This window comes from Nannocystis exedens (genome assembly GCF_002343915.1).
GTDB lineage: Bacteria > Myxococcota_A > Polyangia > Nannocystales > Nannocystaceae > Nannocystis > Nannocystis exedens.
This window is the reverse complement of sequence record NZ_NETK01000001.1, coordinates 6,378,977-6,405,289: the sequence shown is the minus strand read 5'-3', so window position 1 is coordinate 6,405,289 and position 26,313 is coordinate 6,378,977. Positions and strand designations below refer to the sequence as shown.

The following is a 26,313-nucleotide window of genomic DNA, read 5'->3' as shown; positions in this document are numbered from 1 at the left end:
CGGCCCCCTCGGACTCCCTCCTGGCGCGACAGGACTTCACGCTCCGCGCTTATACCTGCCGCTTCACCCGACGCAGGCCGCCAGGGAGGGTCTCTCCTGTTCCGCACGGTTCCTTCGCTACGTGCCGCCGCCACTACCCCGGGGAGGTCCAGCGCACTTTCCGGAACTGACACGCTGTCCGTCGCCTTCGCCCTGTCATGACGGGCTCGGCCCTCCCGATCACCTTTCGGCTGAGAATCTGACGAGGCTTGCTCGGCGTTCACTGCGCGTTGCGGCCCGCAGCTTCGCTCCCTGTCTCCAAGGACAGGCTTTCGACACCCCGCTCGGGCCGCAAGGATCTCTCCCTGGACCTGGGGTCTGCTTCCGGGTGCTCCGGCGCTTACCCGGGCGGGACTCTCACCCGCTGAAACCGTGCGACATGATGACGAGTCCTCGCCCCCTGCGGGGGTCCGATCCTCGTCGTCGTCAGGACGCACCATGCCGGCAACCTATCAACCGCCCCCCGAGCGAACAAGGCGCTGGCCTGCTCGCCTCGGCCGTCGTCGAAGCTCGCCGCCGTCACGCTGCCGCCACGAATTTTGTGGTCACGTGAGGCGCGAGCTGGGGGCGCGCGCCTGCCGAGGTCGTCACACAGGCTCAGGGTGCGCGCCTCGCCCGACCGTTCGGCACGAGGCGCTCGCAATAATATGTCCCTTAAAACATGTTTTTTCATACATGTTCGTTGCGTCATTGAGTCGAGCGACGGCGGCCCCCGCGGTGCGGCGGTGTGCGACGCCGACGCGCAGGGTCGGGACCGCCCGTTGGCTCCCGGTGGCGGAGCCGCACCGGCCGATGCCGAGCGGGCGGGGCCCTCGCGGGCGAAATGCCGGCGAGGACTGTGGGGTAGATCTCTGCGCCACGGACACGGGGCGCCGACCCGCCGGAGCCGTTCGTTCGCCCTGCACACGCAGGTCCGAAGCAGCGCGGCAGGCCGGGTCCCGCTCGGGCTAGTATCCTTGTCACGTGCGCCGGACCTCCGCCGACTCGACCTGACGCGCGTTCTTGCGACCTCCTATATCGCGCCCGCCCCCCCCCCGTCGCGGCCTTCGCCGATGTCCCCTCCCAAGATCCCGTCCGTGGTGGTTCGCGGCCTCGAGCCCGAGGCCGCGGTCAGCTCGATCGCGCGCGACCGGCCGTCCCAGCCGCCGTGGTCGCGGATCTTGCTCGGCCTGGCGATCGCGGGCCCGGCCCTGTGGCTGGGCGGGGTGCCGTCGATCGTGGTGCCCGGCTTCTGCGCGCTGGTGCTGGCGCTGTGGATCCGCCTGTGCACGCGCAGCGAGCAGCCGCTGCGCGTGCCGTCGGGCGCGTTCATCGGCCTGTTCGCCGCCGGGCTGACGCTGCTGCAGTGGATGCCGCTGCCGCTGTTCGTGCGCGAGCTGTTGGCGCCCGGGCTGACCGCGAAGGTGGCCGCGGCGCTGACCGGCAGCGGCGCGACGGCGTGGCCGGGCATCTCACCTGTCCCCGGGGACAGCGCGCTGGAGGCCGCGCGCCTGCTCGCGCTGACCGGCCTGTTCGTCGGCGCCGCGCAGCTGTCGTGGCGCGTCAGCGCCGGCCTGGTCGCGCTGGCCGGCTCGCTGGTGGCGCTGATCGGCCTCACGCAGGCCGCGTTCGGCGTCGAGGCGATCTACGGCCTCTATCAGCCGCTGCAGGTCGACCCGACGGTCACGCCGGCGCTGCTGACGACCTTCGTCAACGCCAACCACCAGGCCGGCCTGTTCCTGCTCGGGATCTTCAGCGCCGGCGCGCTCGCGGTCCACATGCGGCTGCAGGGCCGCACGGCCGCCGACGCGGCGCTGGTCGGCCGCCTGCGCGAGCGCCGGCTGGCGGCCCTGGCGGCCCTGGCGATCCAGGGCGCGGCGCTGCTGCTGTCGCTGTCGCGGGCGGCGATCGTCGCCCTCGCGGTGGTCGCCCCGGTGGCGCTGATGCTCGCCTGGCGGAACGGACCTGTCCCTGCGGGCAGGTCACGCTCGCGCGACCCGGAGGGCCGGCTGTGGCTGCAGCGCGGGGCGCTGGCGGCCGGGCTCGGGCTGCTCGCGCTGGTGGTCGCGCGCCAGGGCGCGTGGGCCGAGCTGGCGACGCTGTGGCACGTCAACGAGGCCGAGACCAAGTTCCGGATCGCCTCCGACGCGGTGGCGCTGATCAATTTGTCGCCGGTGCTCGGGGTCGGCCGCGGCGCCTTCCTCGACCTGTTCCCCGCCGTCGACTCGCGCCCGCTCGGCGTGGTCCACACCCACCTCGAGTCGGCCCCGGCGGCGATGCTGATCGAGTGGGGCCCGGTCGGCGGCAGCCTGATCGCGCTGGGCCTCTTGTGGTGGTGGATCGCCGCCGTCTACAGCACGGGCAGCGGCCGCCACGTCAGCGCCCGCCGCGTCGCCCTGTGCGGCCCGCTGGCCCTGGCGATCCACAACCTCGCCGACTTCAACCTCGAGTTCCTCGGCGTCGCCGCCCCGCTGTGCGCCCTGGCCGGCGCGCTGTCGGAGCGCCGCGGCTTCTTCCGCGCCCCGGCCCGCCCGGCCATCCTCGTCGGCGGCCTCAGCCTGGCCGGCGCCGCCGCCCTGGCGCTGTGGGCCCAGCCGTACACGTGGCAGAACCGCACCGCGGGCGACGCGGCGGTTGCCTCTGGGGACATGTCCCCCGAGGCAGCTCAGCGGATGCGCCCGCTCGACGCCTCGCTGCACATCCTGCTGGCCCAGCGCGCGCTCGAGATCGAGGACTGGGCGCAGGCGCGGGCGCGGGCGACCGTGGCCAGCGAGCTGCAGCCGGCCAATTCGGACGCGTGGCTGCGGCGGGCCCACGCGGCGCGCGAGCTCGGCGACGCGGCCGAGTCGGCGAGCGCGCTGGCGCGGACGCTGGCGACGATGCGCCACCCGCCCGACCTCGACCTGACGCGCTACCTGCTGGGCCGCTACCCCAACGCGGAGGAGCTGGCGCCGCTGATGCCGAAGGAGCTGGCGCCGTGGACGGTGGTGATGGAGTCGCTGATCGCCGAGGCGCCGGCCTACGCGGCGATCCTCGCGGCCGCGCGCAGCCAGGTCGACGGCCGCGAGCCCCCGGTGCTGCACATGCAGGTCCGCCTGGCCCTCGCGCTCGACAACCCCTCGCTGGCGCTGCACTACGCCCGCCTGCTCCGCGTGCTGGCGCCGCACGAGGTCCACAGCCACCTGCTCCTGGCCCGCGCGCTCGAGAGCCAGCGGGTCCCGCGCGAGCGCGAGCTGCAGCACGACCTCGAGGAGGCGCTGGCCCAGAGCCTCATCACCGATCCGGCCCAGATCGCCCTGCTCGAGGAGAAGCTGCTCGGCTCGTACCTCCGCGACGGCCAGCCCGACGCCCTCGCCCGCGCCCGCGACCTGCTGCCCCGCCTCCTCGCCCGCCCCGGCGACCGCGCCGCGCTGCAGCGCCGCCACGCGCTCGAGCGGGCCCTGGCCCAGGCTGGCCGTTAGGACAGGTCAGTCCTGCAGCTCGTCGAGCCCCTCGCCGCGGTTGAGGCGCTCCCACTCGCTCGGGCTGTCGGTGAAGATGAACTCGATGTCGACGCCGGCTCGCAAGCCGAACTGGCCGCGAACCCGCTCCCACACCTGAAACTGCCGCTCGGCGCCCTGCATCCCTTCGAACTGCGGAGACACGACGTGCGCGACGAAGCGACCGTCATCCTCCTCGGACTCCGTGGTGCCGAGCTGGTCGAGAGCCTGCCTCAGTTCCTCTGCCTTCACGACGACCTCCTCGCAGCGATGAGAGCAGCTGTTCCCCGAACTTCTCCGCCGTAACCAGCCGGCGTCGGCATCATCACGTTCGTGGGCCGAGGGAAGCGGGGGTTCCGGTCGGCTCGGTGAGCGATACCGCAGAAAGCGCCGAAGGCGGCGCGATCGCTCGCGCCGCCTTCGAATGTGCGGACCTGACGGCCCGGCGGGCCTCAGCCCTTCTTGTTGCCGGCGTACTTCTTGATGAGCTCGTCCTGGACCTGGCGGGGGACCGCCTCGTAGCGCTCGAACTCCATCGTGTACTCGGCCTTGCCCTGCGACATGCTGCGGAGCTCGGTCGAGTAGCCGAACATCGTCGCCAGCGGGACGTGGGCCTCGATGACGCTGATGCCCATGCTCGACTCCGAGTTGACGATGTTGCCGCGGCGGCGGACGAGGCCGCCCTGGATGCCGCCCTGGAACTCCTCGGGCGTCTCGACGACGACCTTCATGATCGGCTCGAGCACCTGCGGACCGGCCTTGGGCATGGTCTCCTTGAAGGCCGCGCGGGCGGCGATCTGGAACGCCATGTCGCTCGAGTCGACCGCGTGGGCCGCACCGTCGTTGACCTCCATCTCGACGCCGACGACGGGGAAGCCGATGAGCACGCCGCGGTCGAGCGACTGGCGGAAGCCGTTGTCGCACGACGGGATGTACTCGCGCGGGATCTTGCCGCCGACGACGTTGTCGACGAAGCGGTAGATCTTGTCGGGCGCGTCCTCGGGCAGCGGGCGCATCACGCCGCCGATCTTCGCGTACTGACCGGAGCCGCCGGTCTGCTTCTTGTGCGTGTACGTGAAGGGCACCTCTTGCGTGATGGTCTCGCGGTAGGCCACCTGCGGCTCGCCGACGGTGGTCTCGACCTGGTACTCGCGCTTCATGCGCTCGATGTAGATGTCGAGGTGCAGCTCGCCCATGCCCTGGATGATGGTCTCGCCCGACTCCTCGTCGCGGTGGACGCGGAAGGTCGGGTCCTCCTTCGAGAAGCGGTTGAGCGCCTTCGAGAAGTTGGCCAGCATGTCCTTCTTGGTCGGGGTGACGGCGTAGCTGATGACCGGCGCCGGCACGAACATCGAGCGCATCGAGTAGAGGACGTCGGGGCCGGTGAAGGTGTCGCCCGACGCGCAGTCGATGCCGAAGAACGCGGCGATGTGACCCGCGCCGACCTCCTCGATGTCGACCATCTCGTCGGCGTGCATGCGCACGAGGCGACCGACCTTGTTCTTCTTGCCCGTGCGGGTGTTGAAGATCGTGTCGCCCTTCTGGACGTGGCCCTGGTAGATGCGAATGTAGGTCAGCTGGCCGTACTTGCCCTCTTCGAGCTTGAACGCGAGGGCGCACAGCGGCGCGTTCTCTTCGCTCTTGAGCTCGACCTCGGTCTCCTTGCCGTCGGCGGCGACCTGGAACGCGACGTTCTTGACCTCGTACGGCGCCGGCAGGTACTTGACCACGCCGTCGAGCAGGTGCTGCACGGCCTTGTTCTTGTAGGCCGAGCCGACGAACACCGGCGTGAAGTTGAGCGACAGCACCGCCTTGCGCAGCACCGGCTCGATCTCCTCGGCGGTGACCGCGGCGGCCTCGCCCTCGAGGAAGCGCGACATGATGTCGTCGTCGAAGTCGCCGAGCGCCTCGACCAGCTTCTCGCGGTACTCCTCGACCACCGCCTTGAGGTTCTCCGGGCACGGCTCGCGCCGGATCTTCTCGCCGTTGTCGCCGTCGAAGTAGAGGGCGTCACGGGTGAGCAGGTCGACGACGCCCTCGAACTGGTCCTCGGCGCCGATCGGGTAGGTGACGAGGTGGGCGTTGTGGCGCAGCTTCTCGCGCAGCTGGCGGGTGACCTTGAACGGGTCGGCGCCCGAGCGGTCCATCTTGTTGATGAACGCCAGCCGCGGCACGCGGTAGCGCTTCATCTGCCGGTCGACCGTGATCGACTGCGACTGCACGCCGCCGACCGAGCACAGCACGAGGATCGCGCCGTCGAGCACGCTGAGGGCGCGCTCGACCTCGATCGTGAAGTCGACGTGTCCGGGGGTGTCGATCAGGTTGAGGAAGTGGTCCTTCCACTCGAGGAAGGTGGCAGCCGACTGGATCGTGATGCCCTTCTCGCGCTCGAGGTCCATCGAGTCCATCGTCGCGCCGACGCCTGACTTGCCCTTGACCTCCTCGATCTTGTGGATCTTCCCCGAGTAGAACAGGATGCGCTCCGAGAGCGTCGTCTTGCCGGAGTCGATGTGCGCGGAGATCCCGATGTTTCGGACCTTTGCGAGTTCCATGGTAGTGCTCTGCTGACCTTGCCGATGACGTGTGCAGGTGTCGGGGTTCCGGGCGTCCCGGCAAATGGGTGCGAAGCGAGTCCGCCGCCCGGCCCTCCGAGCCTGTTGTGCTGCTCAACCCCGCGATCCTCGGGCCTGGATGGCCCTCGGCCGGGGGGTTGAAGTTTTGCCCTGGAGCCCGAAAGACAACCCCTTGGGGTGCTTTTGAGCGCGCGGAGCATGCCACAAGGTGCCTCGCTTGGCCGCTTGAGGCTGCCCGGCGGGGCGTGATCGTCCGCACCCCCCAAGCGCGCCGCGAGCGCCTAGGGGAGCTCCAGCCAGCGCTTCACCACCGCCGCCGGCGTGAAGCCGAACCGCTCGGCGAGCAGCTTGCCGGGGGCGCTGGCGCCGTAGTGGTCGAGGCCGTGCTGGTGGGCCGCGAACCGGTCCCACCCGAACGTGGTGCCCGCCTCCACCGACAGGCGGCGCGAGATCTCGGGCGGTAGGACGCTGTCCTGATAGGCCTTCGGCTGGGCGAGGAAGGCCTCCCAGCACGGCATCGAGACCACCCGCACGCGCTTTCCGTGATCGGCGTGGAGCGTCTTGGCCGCGGCCAGCGCAGTCGCGACCTCGGAGCCGGTCGCCACCAGGATGCCGTCGAGCGGGCCCTCGGGCTGCCACAGCACGTAGGCGCCTTCGTCGATCTGCTCGCGCGTCTCGGCCATGATCGGCAGGTCCTGGCGCGTCAGCAGGATCGCCGTGGCGCCGTCGGCGTGCCCGCGCTGCAGCGCCAGCCGCCACGCCGCCGCCGTCTCGCGCGCGTCCGCCGGCCGCACGACGTACAGGTCGGGGATCAGCCGCAAGCTCATCAGCTGCTCGATGGGCTGGTGGGTCGGGCCGTCCTCGCCGACCCAGAAGCTGTCGTGGCTGAAGACGTAGACCACCGGCGCCTTCATCAGCGACGACAGCCGCAGCGCCCCGCGCAGGAAGTCGGAGAACACCAGGAAGGTCGCGCCGTAGGCCCGCACGCCGCCGTGCAGCGCGAGGCCGTTGCAGATGCCGGCCATCGCGTGCTCGCGCACGCCGAAGTGCAGCACGCGCCCGTCGGGGCGGGTCCGGCTCTGGGCCGGCAGCTTGAGCTCGACGCCGTTGGAGCCGGCCAGGTCGGCGGAGCCGCCGATCAGGGTCGGGTGCACCTTGACCAGCGCCTCGAGGATCTTCTGGCCGGCCTTGCGGGTCGCCACCGCCGAGCCCGGCTCGAAGCTCGGGATCGCACTCAGGACCTCGGCGGGGACGACGTCGCCCTGCAGCGCCTCGAACTGCGCGGCGAGCTCCGGGTGAGCCTCGCGGTAGGCGGCGAGCTTGGCCTCCCAGGCCTTGCGCTGCTCGCCGAGCGCGCGCCGCTGCTCGGCCAGGGCGGCGCGGACCTCGTCGGGCACGCGGAACGACGGGTCCTCGGGCCAGCCCATCGCCTTCTTGGTCGCCGCGATCTCGGCGTCGCCGAGCGGCGCGCCGTGGGCCCCGTGGGTGCCGGCCTTGTTCGGGCTGCCGGCGGCGATCACGGTGCGGCAGGCGATCAGGCTCGGCCGCGCCGTCTCGGCGCGGGCGAGGACCAGCGCCGCCTCGACCTGGGCCGCGTCGGCGCCGTCGACTCGCTGCACGTGCCAGCCGTAGGCGGCGAAGCGGGCCAGGACGTCCTCGGTGAACGCGAGGTCGGTCGAGCCGTCGATCGAGATCTTGTTATCGTCATACAGGAACACCAGCTTGCCGAGTCCGAGGTGACCGGCCAGGCTCGCGGCCTCCGAGGCGATCCCCTCCATCAGGTCGCCGTCGCTGCAGATCCCGTAGGTGAAGTGATCGACGATGTCGTGCCCCGGCCGGTTGTACGTGGCGGCCAGGAAACGCTCCGCCAGCGCCATGCCGACGGCCGCGGCGAATCCGGTGCCGAGCGGACCCGTGGTCACCTCGACCCCGACGGTATGTCCGTACTCGGGATGGCCCGGGGTCTTGCTGCCCCACTGACGAAACTGCTTCAGCTCGTCGAGCGGCAGATCATAGCCGGTGAGGTGCAGCAGCGCGTACAGCAGCATCGACCCGTGGCCGGCGCTCAGCACGAAACGATCGCGGTCGGGCCAACGCGGGTGCTCGGGGTCGTGGACGAGGAATCGCGTCCATAGCACCGAGGCCATCACGGCGGCGCCCATCGGCATCCCCGGGTGGCCCGAGTTCGCCTTCTGCACGGCGTCGATGGCGAGGGTCTTGATCGTGTCGACGAGGAGCCCCGAAAGACGGGGATCGGAGCTCGAGGTCGCAGGGAACTCGCGGGGCGGCACGGCAGGCATGGCCGGGTGCCTATCACGATTGCGAGGGCGAGAACCGACCAGGCCGCGGGGCCGCGGCGTGACCGAACGCGGGACTGTCGGTCGACGCCGGCGAATCTACCGCATGGTCCGCGAAGTTCGACTCGCGCGGACACAAACGGGACCCGCCGGACGCCCGATGGCCCGGACGACTCACGGGGCAGCAATGGCGGACCCGGCGCAACCCCGGCGGCCTCGAGGACGAGGCGAGGGCCGGCGCCGGACGGCGATTCCTCAGACGGCGGTGTAACGAGTGCCGCGGGCCTGGCCCGTCCACGACACGAGGCCGCGCTCGATGAGGCGGGCGAGGGCGGTGCGGACCTGCAGCGGGGTGCCGCCGACCACGGCCGACAGGTCCGGCGCGGCCTGCGGCCCGGTGGCGTTCTTGAGGGCGTTCAGCATCGCCTGGTCGTAGGCGTCACGGCCCGCCGGGGTGCGGGTGTCGACGACCGCCTTGGAGCCGCCACGCTTGGCCGCCGGCGCCGGCGCCTCCTTGGCGGGCGCGGCGGCGCCACGGCCCTTGCGGCCGGCCTTCTCGGGGGCCTTGGCCAGCGCCTGCGGGACCTTGACCGGCTTCCCGGCGCCCCGACCGCGCGGGCTGGGGGCCGCTGCGCCGCCGCCCTGACCCAGGAGCTCGCCGATCGTGATCCCCTTCAGGAGCGAGCCGAGCTCGCCCGTCGCCAGCTTGCCGAGCTCAGCGAGGCTCATCTGGGGATTTGAACGGATCTGTTCGATCATCACGTCGCGCTCGGCATTCGCGACGGCATTGCGGAAGGTCGTCTCGAACCTAGACATCGTCTTAGCTTTTTGCATGACCCGAGATCCAAGGTCAATCCATATTCGGCAGGGAGGCCCAAAAATCTTCAGTCACCGCACTTTTTGTCCCCCCTCACTTTCCCCGCCTGCCTTTCCCCCGTCCCCCGCGTCCTTCCCGGTCGCCTCAGTTCCCCCCACTCCTCAGTTCCCCCCACTCCTCAGTTCCCCCTCTCCTCAGTTCCCCCTCTCCTCAGTTCCCCCCGCGCCCAGTTGCCCCAACCGTTGGGGTCCCCCCAACCGTCAGGGTCCTCCCATCGGGTGTCCGCAACCGATCGGCCCATGCGGAGCGATTGGATGTCCCGCGTTTACACGGCCGTTTCGTTTGCCCGTCCGCTCGGCCCGAACCGCGTCTTTGCGCCCCGCCGGCACCGGCCGCTTTGGCCCCGCGGAGCGCTTTGAAGCGCTCGCCCGGCCGGCCTACGAAATCGGCAGCGGTCGTCCGCCCGCGACACTGTTCATATCGGCGGCACTGCCGACTGCCGACTCGTCGGCATCGGGCGGCGACCTGCGCGGCAGCCCGCGCGCCCCGTCTGTGCAGTATCCCGCGAACGCGCGTCAGTCCGATGTTAGCTGCGCCTGTACTCCGTTTCAGCGGACGCTCGTCCGCCCGACCGCAGCGTATGCGCGGGCGCGCGCAGACATTCTCTTGATGCCGACTCGCTACCGACTACCTTTTAAAGGCCGCACAAAAGCGAAGAGGGGGACGGTCGCGGCCGCACCCCTCTGTCGGGACATCGGCGCGCCAGGCGAGCCCGGCGCGGCCGTCCGGGTCAGTACCGGTAGTGCTCGGGCTTGAACGGACCCTCTTGCGAGACCCCGAGGTATTCGGCCTGCTTCTCGCTCAGGCGGGTGAGCTTGGCGCCGAGCTTTCCGAGGTGGAGGCGGGCGACCTCCTCATCGAGGCGCTTCGGCAGCACGTACACCTTGCCCCGCGCATAACGGCTGCGCTCGGTGTAGAGCGACAGCTGGGCGAGGACCTGATTCGTGAAGCTATTGCTCATCACGAAGCTGGGGTGGCCGGTGGCGCAGCCGAGGTTCACCAGGCGGCCGCGGGCCAGCAGGATGATCGCGTGGCCGTCGGGGAACACGAAGCGGTCGACCTGCGGCTTGATGTTGATCTCGCGCACGCCCTTGTCGGCGACGAGGCCGGCGACGTCGATCTCGCTGTCGAAGTGGCCGATGTTGCAGACGATCGCCTCGTCCTTCATCCGCCGCATGTGCTCGAGCGTGATGACATCGCAGCAGCCGGTGGCGGTGACGAAGATGTCGGCGACGCTGGCCGCCTCGTCCATCGTCGTCACCTGGAAGCCCTCCATCGCCGCCTGCAGCGCGCAGATCGGGTCGACCTCGGTGACCAGCACGCGGGCCCCGAAGCCGCGCATCGACTGGGCGCAGCCCTTGCCGACGTCGCCGTAGCCGGCCACGACCACGACCTTGCCGGCGACCATGATGTCGGTCGCGCGCTTGATGCCGTCGGCCAGGCTCTCGCGGCAGCCGTACAGGTTGTCGAACTTGCTCTTGGTCACCGAGTCATTGACGTTGATCGCGGCGATCTTCAGCTCGCCGCGCTCCGCCATCTGATACAGGCGGTGGACCCCGGTGGTGGTCTCCTCGCTGACGCCGAGGCAGTGCTCGAGCGAGCCGAGGTGCTCCGGCCGGTGCAGCACCAGCGTCAGGTCGCCGCCGTCGTCGAGCAGCAGGTTCGGCGGGCTGCCGTCGGGCCAGCGGATCGTCTGCTCGACGCACCACCAGTACTCCTCCTCGGTCTCGCCCTTCCACGCGAACACCGGCACGCCGGTGGCCGCGATCGCGGCCGCCGCGTGGTCCTGCGTCGAGAAGATATTGCACGACGACCACCGCACCTCGGCCCCGAGGTGCGTCAGCGTCTCGATCAACACCGCCGTCTGGATCGTCATGTGGAGGCAGCCGGCGATCTTGGCCCCCTTCAGCGGCTTCTCCGCCCCGTACTTGGCGCGCAGCGCCATCAGCCCGGGCATCTCCTTCTCGGCCAGGGCGATCTCCTTGCGCCCCCAATCGGCCAGGCCCATGTCGGCGACCTTGTAGTCGGGCGTGGTGGGCGGTTGAACCTTCGACACAGTGCTTGCAGTCATCGTCTACCTTGATCCTCTCGCGAACAATGCGAATCCATCGTCATCCGGCGCGGTACTCCGGCACCCAGCCCGCGGCGTCCTTGAACAGACGCACGCAGCGGATCTGCCGCCGCTCGGTCAAAAAGAAGCGGTGATACAGGTCGGCCGGGACGACGATCAGATCGCCCTTCTCGACCTGGACCCGGATCCACCGCTCGCCCTGCCCGCGGATGTCGAAGATCCCCTCGCCCTCGAGCACGAAGCGGACCTCGTCGTCGCGGTGCAGGTGCTCGTCCTTGAACTTGGCCAGCAGCCCGTCGAGGTTCGGCGTGTCCGGCCGCAGCTCGATCACGTCCTGCGCGACGTAGCCGCGGGCCGCCTTCAGGCGGTCCAGCGCGCCCTGGTAATCGTCGTCGGGCAGGCGCTCGTAGAGCACCCCGACGGCCGCGAGGTCGGCCAGCGTCGGCCCCTCGCTCGGTGCGCCCAGGCCCGAAGGGCCGTGGAGTGAGTCGAGCCAACCGAGCTGCATGTCCCCTCCGCCTCCGCGTCACGCCCCGCCGACCGGCAGGCCGAGCCGATGCGACTCGACCACCGCGCGGAACAAATAGTCGTAGCTCTCGGCCTGCGTCTTGGCCTGCACCCAGTCGCGGCCCCACACGTACACCCCGTGCCCGGCCACCAGCACCGCGTCGACGTCGGGGTACGCCTGCATCGCCTCGGCCATGCTCGCCGTCAGCTGCGACTCGCGCGGCGTGTTGGCGATGATCGGCACCCGCAGCGTGTCGAAGCAGCCCATCCCGCGCAGGCCCTTCTGCATCTCGAGCCCCGTGCACACGAACTCGCCCGGCCCGCCCTGCGGCGCGAACAGCCGCGCCGCCAGCACCGCCCACACCGAGTGCGAGTGCATCACCGCGCCGGCGTCGCGCAGGCGATAGGCGTTGAAGAACAGCGGCCGACACTCGCTGACCTTGAGCCCCGTGGCCGGCCCGCGCACCACCTGGCAGTCGTGCTCGCCGGTGGCCTGGTCGCTCAGCAGGAAGATGTCCTCCGGCCGCAGGCGCTCTTTCTGCACCCCCGAAGGCGCCATATAAATGCCCTCGGGCCCGCGGATCGAGATGCCGCCGCCGGTGCCGCTGACCCACCCGAGCTGATAAAACAAGCGGCAGAGCTCGCAGATGAGCTCGGGAATCGGCTGGTTCGACGCGTGGTCGCGGGGCGCTGCGGACATCGAGGCGCGGGGAGTCTACCCCGCGTCCCCAGGCCCGTCACAGCCGGCCGAGTGTGGATCCTCGCTTCCCGCGCCGACCGCTGCCGACCCCCTCGCGCCGCCCGCCGCGCGGCCCGGAAGCCCTGCCCCGCGCCGCAGTCCCATCCGATTGCGACCGCGGTGAATGTCACGCCCGCGCGGCCCGGACGTCCGACCGGCCCACGATCGCCGCCGCCCCTTTGATTCGTCGCCGCGCTGGCAGATCGATCACCGCCGCCGATGTGCAAGCTGTCTCTCGGGACATCTTGCCGGAGCATCGACGGCCAATCCTCAGAGCGCCGCGGCCCTCGCCGATCCGCCCGAGCCGCCACGAGCAGCGCCCGCCGGGCCCGTTCGCGGCCCGCGCGCAGCCGGCCGCCGGGTCGCCCGTCCGCCCGCCGGGTCGCCCGTCCGCCCGCCGGAGCCGCCGCCGCTCATCACCGGTCCGCCCGGTCGTCGCCGGTGTCGCTGTCGCGCGCGCGCCGACGCTGCGGGTCTTGCCCGGCAGGATCGCCCGGCGATCCGCGAGCCGCCGAATGTGCGTCGCAGCGGACCGCCGCCGTGAAATCTTCTCGATCGGGTTTCGCGGGCCAATTGCAGCAGCCCGCTCGCGCCCGCGATCGTGGCCGCGAAAGCTGCGATCGCGGCGAGTCGAGCGGCGATCGCCTCGGCCGTCAAACCCACGCGTCACGGCCGTCCAGACGCTCCGACGCTGCCTCGAGCGCGCACGAGCACGCCCGCGGGCCGCGTCCGGAATCCTCGCTCGCCGACCCGTTGTATGAAGACCCGGACGGCGAACCGACGTCCGCGACCGAGACGGTGTCATCGCAGTTCAGGACGCTGGTCTCGCAGCGATCGACCGCCGTCGTGCACGGCGCGTCGCGGCCAGGTCCCGAGCGTCGAGGCTGGCGGTGATACCGAAGCGCAGCAAGCCCGCGAGCCTCGCCGCGCGCCCCTCGCGTCGCCTGCGTCCCGCGCAGGTCGTCACGCGCGCGTCACCCGCCGGCGCCGCGCGAAACCCAGGAGCAGCAGCGCCGCCCAGCCGGCCGACCCGCCGCCGCTGCGGCAGCCACAACCCGACGGCTCGGTCCCGGTCCCGGGCGCGGTCGTCGCCTCGTCGCCGGTGCTCGAGCTGCTGGTGCTCGCGCCCGGGCCGGCGCTCGCGTCGGTCGTCGGCGTGTCTCCGTCCGTCGTGCTCCCGCTGGTCCCGCACGTCTCGTCGCCCTGCAGGAACGAACCGCTGTCGCTGCAACCACCGGTCGACGTGCCCGCCGGCTCGAGCACCGACAACAGCGACACCGGGTACGTCGAATAGGTGCGCTGCATCGGGTCGGTGATGTCGACGCGCAGGACCACGAAGTCGGGCGCGATCTCCGGCGGCGGCGTGAACGCCAGCGAGATCGACTCGCCGGTGAGCGGCTCGCTGGCGAACTGCTGCCACTCGAGCGTGTCGGCCAGCGCCCAGTAGCCGGTGATCGTCGAGCCGGGCATCGCCCGCGCGCAGCCCTCGAGCACGTACGATTCGCCGGGGAACACGAACGCGCCCTCGGGATTGGTCAGCGCCGCCGCGGGCGGGGCCGAGGCCGGGTCGGGGTCGTCGACCACGTGGACCACCCCCGGGCGCCGCGACCAGCGGTTGAGCTCCGGCTCCCACGTATAGCCGTCGATGCGCCAGGCGCCCGCGGGCAGCCCCGTCGTGTCCCACACCACCGGCTTCATCGCCTCGGCCTCGGTGATCGGCCGCCGCTCGTCGTCGGCGGTGATCCGGACGAAGCAATCCTTGTAGAGCGGATGGGTCTCGAGGACGTCGTCGTCCTCGATCACGGCCGCGTCGATCATCTTTTCGGCCGCCCAATCGAGCCAGAGATTGGCGTCGGTCCACGACAGCCACACGGGCGGCGGCGTCTGCGGGCTGTCGTCCCGGCAGAAGGCGATGAATTGATGGCGCCGGCTGGTCGGCAATTCGTCGGGGGTCAGCTCGGTGTCTTCGTAGGGGATCGCGTAGTCGAATTGCAGCGTGCTCGACTGGCTGCGATCGATCACCGTCATGCACGCGACGCCGTCGGGCCAGACCACCGGCGTGCGGGGGTGACCGCCGTTGGCCGCGTGCGCGAGCCCGGGGAGCCCGAGGCCGGCGAACACGAGGGCGACACGAACGAGACCTCGCACGCCGGGAGTGTACTCCGACGTCGCCCGCGGCGCCGCCCGCGGCCGCGGCCGCTCACGCGCGCGAGGGTGCGAAAACCCCACGTCGGCGCCGACGCAGCCCGAGCAGCACCAGCCCCGTCCACGCCCACGAGCCCGCCAGCCCGCCGCTGTGACAGCCGCACGTGTCGCGCGTCGGCACCTCCTCCGACGTCGTCGACGCCGACTCGCCGGTGCCGTCGCTCGCGGCCCCGCCGCTGCTCGTCGTCGTCGCGTCGGGCTCGGTGGTGCTCATCGGCGGGTCGCCGCTGCTGCCGTCGCTGCCCGTCGAGTCGCCGCCGCTCGTGCCCGAGCCGCAGCTCTCGTTGCCGATGAAGGCGCCTGTGTCGCTGCAGCCGTCGCCGGTGGTCGCCTCGCCGCTGCCCGGCAGCACGACCACGAGCGCCCGCGGGTAGGCCGAGAAGGTCCGCTGCATCGGGTCGGTCACGTCGACCCGCAGCGCCACCGTCTCGACCAGCGCCTCGGGCGGCGGCTTGAACGGCAGCTCGAGCGTGTCGCCGTCGATCGGCACGCCCTCGGCGAACGGCTTCCAGTCGAGCGCGTCGGCGCCGGTCACCGCCCAGTACCCGCTCATCGTCGAGCCCGGCATCGCCCGCACGCAGCCGTGCAGCACCAGCGTGTCCTCGCCGAACAAGAAGTCCTCGGTGTTCATCAGCGCCGCCGCGGGCGCGACCGCCGACAGGTCGGGCCCGTCGACCACGTGGACCACGCCGGGCCGCTTGCTCCAAATGTTGAACGCCGGCTCCCAGGTGTAGCCCTGCAGGATGTAGGGCCCCGGCGCCAGCTCGGTGGTGTCCCAGTCGAAGCCCTTGGCCGCCTCGGCGAAGGTGATCGGCCGCCGGTCGTCGTCCGCGGTGACGCGGAAGAAGCAATCCTTGTAGATGGAATGCGTCTCGAGCACGTCCTCGTCGGTCGCGTCCTCCTTGTCGGAGATCCCCGCGGCGTCGGCGATCTCGACGTCCTTCCACGACAGCCACACCGGCAGCGGCTCCTGCGGGGTGTGATTGCGACAGAAGGCGACGAATTGGTGACGGCGGCTGTCGGCCACCTCGTCCGCCGTCACCATCGTGTCCTCTTGCGGGATCTCGTAGTCGAAGTGGACGATCGAGCCCTGGCTGCGATCGATCACCGTCATGCACGCGGTGTCGTCCGGCCACTTCACCGGGGTGCGCTCGTGGATCCCGTTGCCAGCCCGCGCGAGCGCCGGCGTGAGCAGCGCCGCCAACACCGGCAGCAGGCCCGCGGGCAGGCCGAAGATGCAGAGACGGACGGGGCGCATCACCGACAATCTACTCCTGCGCCGGGCCCGCGGGAACCTCGCCGGCGACGAAACGACTGCAGCGCAGCACCGGCAGGCGCGGGTACTTCGGCCAGCTCGGATCGCGGTCGTGCTCGGCGCAGCGCCAGAACGTCGACCCCTTGGCCGAGTCGATGCGCCGCCCCGACACGCAGCGCGCGCACAGCCCCGGCGGCGGTGAGACGACCGTCACGACCCGCCCCGATCGGCGGGCGGCAAGATGAGCTGCTCTTCATGGGCGAGGATCCCGAGCCCCACCGCGAGGCGGGCCGCGAGCATCGTGCGCCCGCTGACCTGCCCGCGCCGCAGCGCCGACGCCCCGACGAGCAGGCCCACGCCCCACGCCAGCAGCGCCGCCATCTGCGAGCCGCCCTGGAGCAGGGCGAAGCCGATGAGCCCGCTGGCGATCCAGATCAGCAGCACCATGCGGACCGCGCCCTGCACCGGCTCGCTGGCGTCGGCGGCCTGCCCGGCCACGCGCAGCTCGAACTCGCCCTCGACCACGCGCAGGCCGATCGCGTCGGGCCCGATCCGCAAGAACCGCAGCATCGGCTTGAGGCTGCGCATCATCTCCTCGGCCCGCAGCACCGTGCGCCCGCGCAGCACGATCGCCCCGTCGGCCGGGTCGCGCTCCTGCAGCCCGCGGCGGAACCCCTCGGTGTAGAGGTCGATCGCCGTCTGCCCCGCCGGCAGCCCGGCCTCGCGCGCGGCCGCCACCTGCAGCGCGTGCTCGTCGCCGCGCCACGGCCGGTCCGCCCGTGCGAGCTGTCCCTTGAGACCTGCCTCATTGGACATGTCGTTCGAATCAGTCATGATCGAACATGTCCTTTCATTCACCCCGCAGGCGCCGCTGCATCGCCGCGGCCACCGGGGCGGGCACGTAGCGGGCGAAGTCGCCGCCGTGGCCGGCGATCTCGCGGACCAGCGAGCTCGAGACGAACTGGTGGGCCGGGCCGGGGATGAGGAACACGGTCTCGACGGCCGGCTGGAGGTCGCGGTTGGCCGAGGCGATCTGGAACTCGGGCTCGAAGTCGCCGTGGGCGCGCAGACCGCGGACGATCGCGCGCGCGCCCTGCTGCATACAGAATTCGATCATCAGCCCGTCGAACTTGGCGGCGCGGGCGCGCGGCAGGTGGGCGATGCACTCGGCGATCAGGGCCACGCGCTCGTCGACGCTGAAGTAGCCGGTCTTGGTCGGGTGGCGCCCGACGGCGACGATGACGTGGTCGAACAGTCGCAGCGCGCGCTCGACGATCTCGACGTGTCCGCTGGTGATCGGGTCGAACGAGCCGGGGTACACGGCCGTGAGCGGGCGCGAGAGTTCGGTCGACGAGCCGGGTTCGGTAGCAGACACCGGCGCAGTATACTCCGCCGCATGCTCCGCCCCGCCGTCCTCGTCGCCGCCCTGCTCGCCGCTTGCGGCGGCACGCCGACCCCGCCGCCGCCGACCAAGGTCGAGGTGTCGTCGCACCCCGCGGAGCCCCAGCCGGTCGCCCGCGACGCCCACAACCCGTTCCGCCGCGCCGATCGCGACCCGCCCCCGCCGCGCTCCGAGCCGCAGCTCCCGCAGGCCGAGCTCGACAAGGCCCTCGCCGCGGCCGCCGCCGCCCGGGCCGCCGGCAACGACGTCGAGGTCACCCAGGCGCTGCTCCCGTGCGCCAACAAGATCCCCAAGAGCACCCGCTGCGAGGGCGAGCTGGCGCTCGTGCTCGCCAAGTCGCCCGGGCACAAGGCCGAGTCCGACTACTACCTCAAGCACGCGATCGCCGACGACGACCCGAGCGCCGACGCCGACTTCTACGGCCGGCTGGCCGAGGCCCTGCGGGTCGCGCCGATGCTGCCCGAGGCGGCCGTCGCGCTGCAGCGGCGGATCGCTCGCCTGCCCGAGCCGTCGGCCGCCGACTGGGTGGCCCTGGCCGAGGTGCTGCAGGGCGTGCCGCGGCGCGAGGCCGAGGCGGCCGAGGCGCTGCAGCGGGCCTTCGAGCTCGACCCGAGCCAGCTCAAGTACTTGCGCGACGCCGGCGAGCTGCTGTCCCAGGTCCCGGGGCGAGGTGCGGAAGCGCTCGTCATCCTCGAGCGCTACCGCGACTCGATCCGCACCACGGAGCCCGAGGCGCTGCGGGAGCTGGACCGGCGGATCGCGCAGGTGCGCGCCGAGACGGGTCAGCCGCCCGCCCCGAGCACGCCGCCTGCGCAGGGCAAGCGTGCGAAGCCCGGCACCCCGAAGTAATCGCCGCCAATCGGGGCAGCGGCCCCGCCGGAAGGCGGCTAGTTTGACCAGTCGCCGCGCGGTGTGCGACCCTTGAGCGCCCCCGTGGACAATAAGCGCAACGGTTCCGGTCCTCCTCCGCCCCCGCGGAACGGAGGTCATCAGCCTCCGCCTCCGGGCCGACCGGCGACGTTTCAGTTCACCGACGACGACGACGAGCCGCTGGCCCCTCCGCAGGAGTCGGGGGAGAGCTTCCCCGAGCTCGCCGCCGACCTCGTCGACGAGGCCGCGCCCGAGGAGGGCGAATCCCTCGATTCCGGCCTGAATCAGGACGCCCCGCGCCCGCCGCCCTCGCCCCTGCGTGAACGCCGCGGCGCGTTCCTCGACGACGGCGAGATCGCGCTCCCGCCCGGCCTCTCGCAGGTCGTGCGCAGCCAGGCCAGCCGCTTCCCCTTCCGCGCCGTCGTCGACGACGACGACGCCGAGCTGGGCGCGGCCTTGACCCCCGCCGACGACGAGCCCGCGCCGCCGTGGGCCGACGACGACGACGACGCGCCCACCACGGCCATGCCGGTGCAGGCGAGCGCCAGCACGAGCTGGCCGAAAGCACATGGCCCAAAGGCCAGCTCCGTCGCCGACGACGACGACCTCGACGAGCCGACGCGGCGGCACGCGGTCGACGACATGGTCACCGTCCAGCGCCGGGCCGCGCGCGAGGAGGACGACTTCGGCGACCTCAACGAGCCGTCGCGGGCCTTCCCGGCCGCGAAGCCGAAGCCGGCCCCGCAGGTCGAGCTCGACGCACCGACGATCAAGCGCCGGGTCGACTCCACGGCCGTGGGCGCCGCGATCGATCGCAGCGGCCTCGCGCCGGTGCTCGAGGTCACCCTCCACCCGGTCGACGACGGGCCGCTGCCGCCGCCGCCGATGGCCGCGCTGGCCGACAACGACCTGCCGCCGCTGATCGCCACCGGCTCGGCGCAGAGCGGGGTCGGGTTCGCCCGCGCCGAGGTCGCGGCGGCCCTCGCCGAGGAGCCGGCCCCGCCGCCCGAGGAGGCCGAGGTCGACCAGCCGCTGTCCGCCCTGGCTGTCTCTCAGGACAGGCCGCGCACCGGCGTGCTGACGCCGATCCGCGTCAGCGACATCGACGACGACGACGACGAGCTGGGCGACCCCGGCGACAGCATGATGACCGCCCCGGTCAAGCTGGCGCCGCCGCCCAGCGAGCCGCTCGGCGAGCCGTTCCCGCTCGACCTGTGGAGCGACCCCGACGAGCTGATCGGCCGCGACATCGACCGCTGGCGCCTGGTCAAGCCGCTGACGCGCGGCATCACCACCCGGGTCTACGCGGCCGTCGACGAGCAGAGCGGCCGCCACGTGGCGATCCGCGTGCTCGGCCCCGACCACTCGCCGGCCAGCCGCCGCGGCCGGCAGTTCCTCTACGAGGCGCAGCAGCTGATCAAGCTGCGGCACGAGTCGCTGGTCGAGGTCATCGACGCCGGCATCACCGCCGACCACCTCACGTATTACGTGATGGAGCAGGTCGACGGCGACCCGCTGGGCGCCGTGCTGCGGGCCGAGGGGCCGCTGCCGTGGCAGCAGGTGGCGATCCTGGTCACGCAGATCTGCGAGGCCCTGATCGTCGCCGCCGACCGGGGCGTGATCGCCACCGACCTCAACCTCGGCAGCGTGCTCCGCCTGCACGCCGGCGACGACGAGGCGCGGCGGCGCCAGCCGATCAAGCTGCTCGGCGTCGGCATCGCCCCGGTCGCCAGCATCTACCGCTCGCTCGACGGCAACCTGGTCGAGTCGAAGGGCACCCCGCCCGGCCAGGCCGAGTACATGGCCCCCGAGCTGGCCAGCGGCGGCTTCCCGGGCGAGAGCACCTCCGTCTACGCGCTGGGCGTGATGATGTACGAGCTGCTCACCGGCCGGACCCCGTTCCGCGGCGACAGCTTCCTCTCGATCATCAAGAAGCAGATGTACGACGAGCCGAATTCGCCGCGGCTGGTCGTCCCGCAGCAGGAGATCGCCGAGCCGTTCGAAGAGGTGGTCCTGCGCGCGCTGGCCAAGGACCCGTCGAAGCGCTACGGCTCGATCCGCGAGCTGCACGAGGCCGTGCTGGCCGCCCGCGCCCGCGAGGGCGAGCTGCGCCGCGCCACCGCGATCCTCGCGCTCGACCCGACCTTCTGGGACGAGGAGGCCGCGCGCAACGCCGAGCCGCCGGAGGCGCGGGCGGTCGCCGCCCAGAGCGAGCCGCAGCCGCTGGCCACCTTCACCGCCGACCTGCGCCAGCGCAACCCGGCGCTGGCGAGCGCCGTGCTCGACGCCCCGCCGCCGCCCGCCTCGCGGCCGGTCCGCAGCACCCCGGTGCCGCAGCCGCGGATCTCCGCGCCCTCCGAGCCGCGTGCCATCCCGATCCCCCCCGAGGTCAGGAACGCCGCCCCGCCGGCCGTCACCCCCTCGTCGTCGTCGCGGCCCGAGCCGAGCATGATCCTCGCGCACCTGGCGCCGCCGATCCGCGCGCCCGAGCCGGTCCTGCCGCGGCCGAAGACCGCGCCGCTGCCGGTCATCGTCGTCGCCCCGCCGACGGCCGCCGTGCCGGCGACCAACTTCGTCCGCAACGTCAGCATCGCCGTCATCCTCGGCGCCGCGCTGCTGTTCCTCGTCATCCTCGTGTCGCGGCGGCAGAACCCCGCGCCCGCGCGCAAGGACGACCCGGTGGCCGCCGAGGCCCCGCGGCGGGCCAAGGAGGCCCCGCGCCCGAAGAAGCCGACGCGAGAGACCCGCAAGCAGGTCGAGGACGAGCCCGAGCCGATCGTCGTCGGCGCCTCGCAACCTGTCCCCGAGGCCATCCCGCCGCAACCTGTCCCCGAGGCCATCCCTCAGCCGCCGCCGCAACCTGTCCCCGAGGCCATCCCTCAACCTCCCCAGCCGACCCAATCGACGGCGGTCTCGCCCGAACCTGCGCCCGCCAAGGTCGAGCCGGTGCCCGAGCCCCCGCCCGCCAAGGTCGAGCCGCCTCCGCCCGCCAAGGTCGAGCCGCCTCCGCCCGCCAAGGCCGAGCCCAAGGCCAAGCCCAAGCCGAAGGCGCCCGACAGCGACCTGCCGCTGCGCATCGAGCCGATCCGCCTGAAGTCCTACTTCACCGCGATGGAGCCGCGCGTGGTCAAGGCCTGCTCGAGCAGCCCGGGCGCGGCCGGTGCCCGCGTGTCCGTCAAGATCACCGTCGACGTCCGCGGCAACGTCAAGGCCGTCGCCCAGGACAGGTTCAAGGGCACCCCGCTCGGCAACTGCGTCGAGAACTTCGTCGAGACCAGCCGCTTCAACGAGAGCCAGCAAGGCGGCTCGCGGCTCCACGTGTTCGCGTTCTAGCGGCTCTCGCGGCGCCACGCCCAGGCCGCCGGCTCCCACACGGCGGCCTCGGCGTCACCCCGCAGCACGGGCTCGAGGAACGTCCGCGCGGCGCTCGTGACAGTGGCGAGCGTCGGCCACGGCAAGTCGTGCTCGCCCGCCATCCGGGCGTACGGCCCCTCCCACGCGCCTGGCGGATCGGGAAGCTCTGCGGGCAACGGGTGCGTACGCCGGAACGAGAACGTCAGCTCGAGCGCCGCGCGCACGCGGGCGCCCGCGAGAGTGCGAACGCTCGCCAGCAACGCCAGGTCAGGAAGGTCTTTGACCCGCGAGTTCATGCGCGTTCGGGGCAACGTATAGGCGTGCAGCTTCTCGGCGATGTGTGTCTCGAGCGGGTAAGCCCGGACGCTCGTCGGCGGCACACCGATGAAGTCGAGCGCGTCCGAACCGACGATCATCTCGGGCTCCCCGAGGATCGGCTCGCCGAAGCCGACGTCAACTCCGAACGGATCTCCGAACCGCTTTCCGGCCAGGCTGCATACGACCTTGAACCGCCGACCGCCGTAGATCGCGCCGTCATTGTCGATCTCCGGTCGCTCGAGATCGTCGTGGACCTCGAACTGCAAGAAATCTCCGCAATCGGAGGTCATGGCCGCGCGGAGCCTCGTCAGCAAGTCTTCGGAGCCCCCATCCACCGCAGATCGATGTCTCTCGTCGCCCGTGCTGGGGCGATCCGCAGCTCCAGCGAGACACCGCCCTTCAACGTCACGGCGGTGGAGAACGCGGCGAAGACTCGCGCCAGGAACCGTTCGAACACCAGCCGCTGTCGCCGTCTCGTCAGCGGATGCTTCGATGTCGCCGCGGCGCGCAACCTCGCATCGAGCGCCTGCTTGAACCCACGGGGGAGTCGTACTTCTTGAAGTTCACGGCTCGAGCCCGCCGTAGGGGAGCAGAGCTTGCTCGACGTCGCCGATCTCGCTGCGGGCGACGCGTCCGCGGTCGATTGCTTGCATCGCAGCCTGCTTTAGCAGCTCCGGTCAGAGCCCGCCCGTCGCACAAGCTCGCAGCGTGCGGCGCACCGACGTCACGGGCACCGCCCCGAACCAATCACGGTCCTCCGGCGGTACCTCGGCGTAGTGGACGACTGCCCCGTCGGGTTGTCGTCGCCGTCGCCAGCTCGTCGGCAAGGTGATGTGGATCCGCGCAGGCAGGACATCGGAGAGGTCGTAGAGCGACAGCGCGGTCTCATGGGAGAACACGCCCTCCTGATCGGACTGCAGCCAGATCTCCGCCAGCTCCTCGTGGTCACTCACCGGATAGCGCACGAGCCGGTACACCCCTCGACGGGGCCGCAGCACGTGCCCGCGGTGGAGATGCGCCTGCAGGTTCGGCCGCGAAATTCCGACCGACTGCGCTTGGTCGACCGAGAAGTAGCCGTCTTGCGCGGCTGCGATCTCGAATAGCCGGTCCCAGTCGGGCCCGTTTTCGCGCTTCCGCATGCATAAAAGTTCAATGTCGTTGAACTTTTCTGCAAACAGACCTGGCCGCGCATCCGGCGCAGGCAAAAAAGCTAAATGGGATTTTGCTTTTCTGTCGAAGTCGAGGCGGTCGGCTCCGCGCCCCGAGCGCCGGCTCACCGCAAAGCTGTCTCGCGCCGTTTTTCAGCGCAGCAGCAGTTGGGCCCGCAGCTCGCGGGTCGCCAGCGTCGCCTGGTGCAGCGCCCACTGGCCCTTCGCGCGGTGCAGGTGGTGTTCCCCGGCCGCCGGGAAGCGCTGCGGGTCCCAGCCGAAGTATCGCTCGTGGAGCGCGTCGGCGGCGAAGCGGGCCGTCAGCTCGAGGGCGATCCACTCGACCCCGTGGACCAGGTTGCGGCGCTCGACCGGCTCGAGCGGGAACGTCAGCGCTTCGAGCCAGCCTGCGAGCGCGGCGGCGAAGATCTCCGCGTCGAAGCTCGACGTCCCGCGCTCCTCGCCGGCGGGGTTGCACCACGAGCGCCAGGCGTCGCCGAGCTCGTGGTGGAGCGGCATCGGGGCCACCGAGTCGAGGTCGATCAGGCAGCGCGCCGCGCCCTGTCCTTCGGGACCTGTCTCATCGAACAGCAGATTGTTGAACTTCAGGTCGCCGTGGCCGACGCGCAGCGGCGCCGGCGCGAGCGGCGGCAGCGTCTCGGCCGCGGCGAACACCGCCTTCGCCAGCGGCTCGACCTCGGCGAACAGGCGGTGCCCGCGGTGCTGCGCGACCGCCTCGGCCAGCGTGCGCAGGTGGGCCGGCGTGTCGTGGAGCGTGCGGCGGACCGTGAACGGGTGGTCGAGGTCGGCCAGCGTCGCGTGGAAGCGGCCGACCAGCGCCCCGGCCGAGCGGGCCTGCGCCGGGCTCCTCACCGCCTCGAAGCTGACCCCCGGCACGCGCGTCATGGCGCGCCAGATCCCCAGAGCGCCGAGGTCGGCCCAGCGCGCGCCCGTCGTCGTCGTCAACAGGCGCGGGCTGGTCTCGCCGCGGCGGCGCAGGTGCTCGGTCACCGCGGCGATGTTGTCGTGGATCTGCGGGGCGAAGATCGGGTGCAGCCGCTGGAGCACGAACTCGCCGGCGGGCGCGCGGACGGCGAAGGTCGCGTTGATGAGCCCGCCGGTCAGCGGGCTGGCCGCGCCGTCGGCGAGCTCGGGGAACTGCGCGAGCGCGCGGGCGATCGCGGCCGCGTCGGGGGGCGGCCGCGTCATCCGAGGTACTTGTTCATGACCCGGCGCAGGCGCGGGAGCATCAGCACGATCAGCAGCGACGCGACCAGGGCCCCGCCGAAGTTGATCAGGAACACCGCCGACTTGTGCTCGAACAGGGTGAACAGGCCGGAGAGGATGCCGGACAGCTTGTTGCCGATCGACGTCGACAGGAACCAGCCGCCCATCATCAGCGCGGTGAGGCGGGCCGGGCTGAGCTTCGACACCAGCGACAGGCCCATCGGCGACAGGCACAGCTCGCCGACGGTGATCACGCCGTACGTGCCGATGAGCCACAGGGCCGAGCCCTTCTCGGCGCCGTTGTGGGTGACGAAGGTGGCGGCGACCATCACCAGGGTCGACAGCGCGGTGATCGCCAGGCCGATCGAGATCTTGGCCGGCGTCGACGGCTCCTTGTTCTTGCGCCGCATCCACGCGAAGAAGCCGACCACGAACGGGGTCAGGAACACGACGAAGAACGCGTTGACCGACTGGAACAGCTCGGTCGACACCAGCTTGGTCTGGGCCGCCTTGCAGCTCGCCTCGGTCTCGGGCGTGAGCACCTCGGCCTTGCAGGCCGGGGCCGGCGGCGGCGGCCACTCGCTCTTCGGCACGTTGTTGAAGTACGGGTCGGGGCCGAGCTCCTTGGCCGGCTTGCCGTCGGGCCCCAGGACGGGGTTGCCGTGGTCGTCGGTGATGGTGATCTCGCGCAGGCCGGTGTCGACGCGCTGGACCCCGCCGACGCTCTCGAGCAGCGGGGCGGCGGCCTCGGGGATCTCGCGCCGCGTGTAGCGGTCGGCCCAGGTGGTGAGGGCGTCGCCGTTCTGGTGGAAGATCGCCCAGAACGCGATCACGGCGGCGAACAGCGGCAGGAGGGCGCCGATCCGCTCCTTGTCCTCGCCGTCGGAGCCCCTCCACAAGCGGTAGTAGAACCACGTCACCGGCACGCAGGCGAACAGGAACGCGTCGTTGGACTTCGAGCCGAACACCGTCCAGCCCTCGCCGCCGACCAGCGACGGGATGAACCAGCCGAGCGCGGCGAACACCGCCGCCGGCCCGAACACGGCCGCGAGGATCTGCCCGACCGGCTGGTCGCCCGGCTTGGTCGGCTTGAGCACGTCGGCCTCGGCCGTGTGCTTCATGCCGGTGAGGAACCAGCCGACGCCGAAGAACATGCCGATGCCGGCCGCCAGGAAGGCGTAGCCCCAGCCGTAGGTGTTGCGCAGGTACGCGGCGACGAAGTTGCAGACGAAGGCACCGATGTTGATGCCCATGTAAAAGATGTTGAAGCCGGCGTCCTTGTACTCTTTGTACTGCTCGTTGTTGTACAGGTTGCCGACCAGCGTCGAGATGTTGGGCTTGAAGAAGCCGTTGCCGATGATGATCAGCAGCAGCGACAGGAAGAACCACGGACCGTAGCCCGGGATCGCCAGCCCGGAGTAGCCGAGTCCCATCAGCACGCCGCCGATCACGATGGCGCGGCGATAGCCGAGGATGCGGTCGGCCAACAGGCCGCCGATGAACGGCGTCAGGTACACCAGCGCGATGTAGGTCCCGTAGATGTCGCTGGCGTGCTGCGGCGCCAGCCCCAGGCCCGACTTCGCCGGCACCGCCGCGTCCGCACCCGCCTTCATGTACAGGGTGAAGATCCCGAGCATGAGGTAAAAGCCGAAGCGCTCCCACATCTCGGTGAAGAACAGGACCGGCAGACCGCGCGGGTGGTTCTTGAACATCGGGCCAACGATAGGGCCCGACAAGCCCGCGCGACAAGTGCGAATCCGTTGCCCGGCACCGGACCGCGGCGCGCCCGCAGCGGCCTCTCCGCTGCACACCGCCCGCGACGCCCGGCGCCGCCCCCAGCGCCCACGCCGACTCACGCGCCGAACGGCGTGCGAAGGCCGGTTCGGGCGAACACCGGCGAACCGCCGCGCAGACCCACCGCCCACGCGGGCTGCGAACGTGCATTCACCGTCGACCTCACGCCGCCGCACCTC

The 26,313-nt window shown here is 71.5% G+C and carries 20 protein-coding genes; 3 read left to right on the top strand and 17 right to left on the bottom strand.

Annotated features, from left to right (window positions below; translation table 11 throughout):
• The first annotated feature begins 1,091 nt into the window (after nt 1-1,091).
• Nucleotides 1,092-3,479 carry a tetratricopeptide repeat protein gene (locus tag NAEX_RS25165; protein ID WP_143825619.1) on the top strand — a complete coding sequence of 796 codons (2,388 nt, stop codon included), beginning with the start codon at nt 1,092-1,094 and terminating at the stop codon, nt 3,477-3,479.
• Between the two features lie 6 nt (nt 3,480-3,485).
• Here the strand turns inward: NAEX_RS25165 and NAEX_RS25160 are convergent, their stop codons facing one another.
• The 12 genes from NAEX_RS25160 to coaD form a co-directional block, all read right to left on the bottom strand.
• The gene (locus tag NAEX_RS25160; RefSeq protein WP_096330024.1) at nt 3,486-3,749 is read right to left on the bottom strand and encodes a hypothetical protein; all 264 of its coding nucleotides are present in this window, start codon (nt 3,747-3,749) and stop codon (nt 3,486-3,488) included.
• A gap of 200 nt (nt 3,750-3,949) precedes the next feature.
• Complete coding sequence (gene fusA, locus NAEX_RS25155) at nt 3,950-6,049, bottom strand: elongation factor G (RefSeq protein WP_096330023.1); 2,100 nt, start codon at nt 6,047-6,049, stop codon at nt 3,950-3,952.
• Nucleotides 6,050-6,351: 302 nt separating this feature from the next.
• The gene (gene tkt, locus NAEX_RS25150; protein WP_096330022.1) at nt 6,352-8,370 is read right to left on the bottom strand and encodes a transketolase; all 2,019 of its coding nucleotides are present in this window, start codon (nt 8,368-8,370) and stop codon (nt 6,352-6,354) included.
• Between the two features lie 252 nt (nt 8,371-8,622).
• Nucleotides 8,623-9,201, bottom strand: a complete 579-nt coding sequence (locus NAEX_RS25145; protein WP_143141388.1) for a hypothetical protein — start codon at nt 9,199-9,201, stop codon at nt 8,623-8,625.
• 773 nt (nt 9,202-9,974) lie between these two features.
• Nucleotides 9,975-11,315: an adenosylhomocysteinase gene (gene ahcY, locus NAEX_RS25140; protein ID WP_096330020.1), complete on the bottom strand. Its 1,341-nt coding sequence runs from the start codon at nt 11,313-11,315 to the stop codon at nt 9,975-9,977.
• 40 nt (nt 11,316-11,355) lie between these two features.
• Nucleotides 11,356-11,823: a 1,2-dihydroxy-3-keto-5-methylthiopentene dioxygenase gene (locus tag NAEX_RS25135; RefSeq protein ID WP_096330019.1), complete on the bottom strand. Its 468-nt coding sequence runs from the start codon at nt 11,821-11,823 to the stop codon at nt 11,356-11,358.
• Nucleotides 11,824-11,841: 18 nt separating this feature from the next.
• Nucleotides 11,842-12,522 (bottom strand): methylthioribulose 1-phosphate dehydratase, encoded by a 681-nt coding sequence (gene mtnB / locus NAEX_RS25130; protein WP_096330018.1) that lies wholly within the window; start codon nt 12,520-12,522, stop codon nt 11,842-11,844.
• 1,002 nt (nt 12,523-13,524) lie between these two features.
• Nucleotides 13,525-14,709, bottom strand: a complete 1,185-nt coding sequence (locus NAEX_RS25125) for an MYXO-CTERM sorting domain-containing protein (protein WP_143141389.1) — start codon at nt 14,707-14,709, stop codon at nt 13,525-13,527.
• A gap of 52 nt (nt 14,710-14,761) precedes the next feature.
• Nucleotides 14,762-16,024, bottom strand: a complete 1,263-nt coding sequence (locus NAEX_RS25120; RefSeq protein WP_143141390.1) for a hypothetical protein — start codon at nt 16,022-16,024, stop codon at nt 14,762-14,764.
• A gap of 10 nt (nt 16,025-16,034) precedes the next feature.
• Nucleotides 16,035-16,235, bottom strand: coding sequence for a hypothetical protein (locus NAEX_RS25115; protein ID WP_096330015.1), 201 nt, complete (start codon nt 16,233-16,235; stop codon nt 16,035-16,037).
• A complete protein-coding gene (locus tag NAEX_RS25110) occupies nt 16,232-16,855 on the bottom strand; it encodes a hypothetical protein (protein WP_100793498.1) in 624 nt (207 codons plus the stop codon). The genes NAEX_RS25115 and NAEX_RS25110 overlap by 4 nt, the downstream gene beginning before the upstream one ends.
• Before the next feature lie 16 nt (nt 16,856-16,871).
• Nucleotides 16,872-17,396 carry a pantetheine-phosphate adenylyltransferase gene (coaD, locus tag NAEX_RS25105; RefSeq protein ID WP_096330013.1) on the bottom strand — a complete coding sequence of 175 codons (525 nt, stop codon included), beginning with the start codon at nt 17,394-17,396 and terminating at the stop codon, nt 16,872-16,874.
• A gap of 21 nt (nt 17,397-17,417) precedes the next feature.
• Here coaD and NAEX_RS25100 point away from each other — a divergent pair, with 21 nt between their 5' ends.
• Nucleotides 17,418-18,272, top strand: a complete 855-nt coding sequence (locus NAEX_RS25100; RefSeq protein ID WP_096330012.1) for a tetratricopeptide repeat protein — start codon at nt 17,418-17,420, stop codon at nt 18,270-18,272.
• 84 nt (nt 18,273-18,356) lie between these two features.
• The gene (locus NAEX_RS25095; protein ID WP_096330011.1) at nt 18,357-21,626 is read left to right on the top strand and encodes a serine/threonine protein kinase; all 3,270 of its coding nucleotides are present in this window, start codon (nt 18,357-18,359) and stop codon (nt 21,624-21,626) included.
• Here NAEX_RS25095 and NAEX_RS25090 read toward each other — a convergent pair.
• The 5 genes from NAEX_RS25090 to NAEX_RS25075 form a co-directional block, all read right to left on the bottom strand.
• A complete protein-coding gene (locus NAEX_RS25090; protein WP_256254119.1) occupies nt 21,623-22,255 on the bottom strand; it encodes a nucleotidyl transferase AbiEii/AbiGii toxin family protein in 633 nt (210 codons plus the stop codon). The two genes, NAEX_RS25095 and NAEX_RS25090, sit on opposite strands and share 4 nt — an antisense overlap.
• A 17-nt stretch (nt 22,256-22,272) precedes the next feature.
• A complete protein-coding gene (locus NAEX_RS54625; RefSeq protein ID WP_256254121.1) occupies nt 22,273-22,374 on the bottom strand; it encodes a nucleotidyl transferase AbiEii/AbiGii toxin family protein in 102 nt (33 codons plus the stop codon).
• A 268-nt stretch (nt 22,375-22,642) separates the two neighbouring features.
• Nucleotides 22,643-23,242 (bottom strand): type IV toxin-antitoxin system AbiEi family antitoxin domain-containing protein, encoded by a 600-nt coding sequence (locus NAEX_RS25085; protein ID WP_245913794.1) that lies wholly within the window; start codon nt 23,240-23,242, stop codon nt 22,643-22,645.
• Between the two features lie 24 nt (nt 23,243-23,266).
• Nucleotides 23,267-24,322 (bottom strand): phosphotransferase enzyme family protein, encoded by a 1,056-nt coding sequence (locus NAEX_RS25080; RefSeq protein ID WP_096330010.1) that lies wholly within the window; start codon nt 24,320-24,322, stop codon nt 23,267-23,269.
• On the bottom strand, nt 24,319-26,052 hold the full coding sequence (locus NAEX_RS25075; protein WP_096330009.1) for a peptide MFS transporter: 1,734 nt from the start codon (nt 26,050-26,052) through the stop codon (nt 24,319-24,321). Before NAEX_RS25075 ends, NAEX_RS25080 begins: the two co-directional genes overlap by 4 nt.
• Nucleotides 26,053-26,313 lie beyond the last annotated feature (261 nt).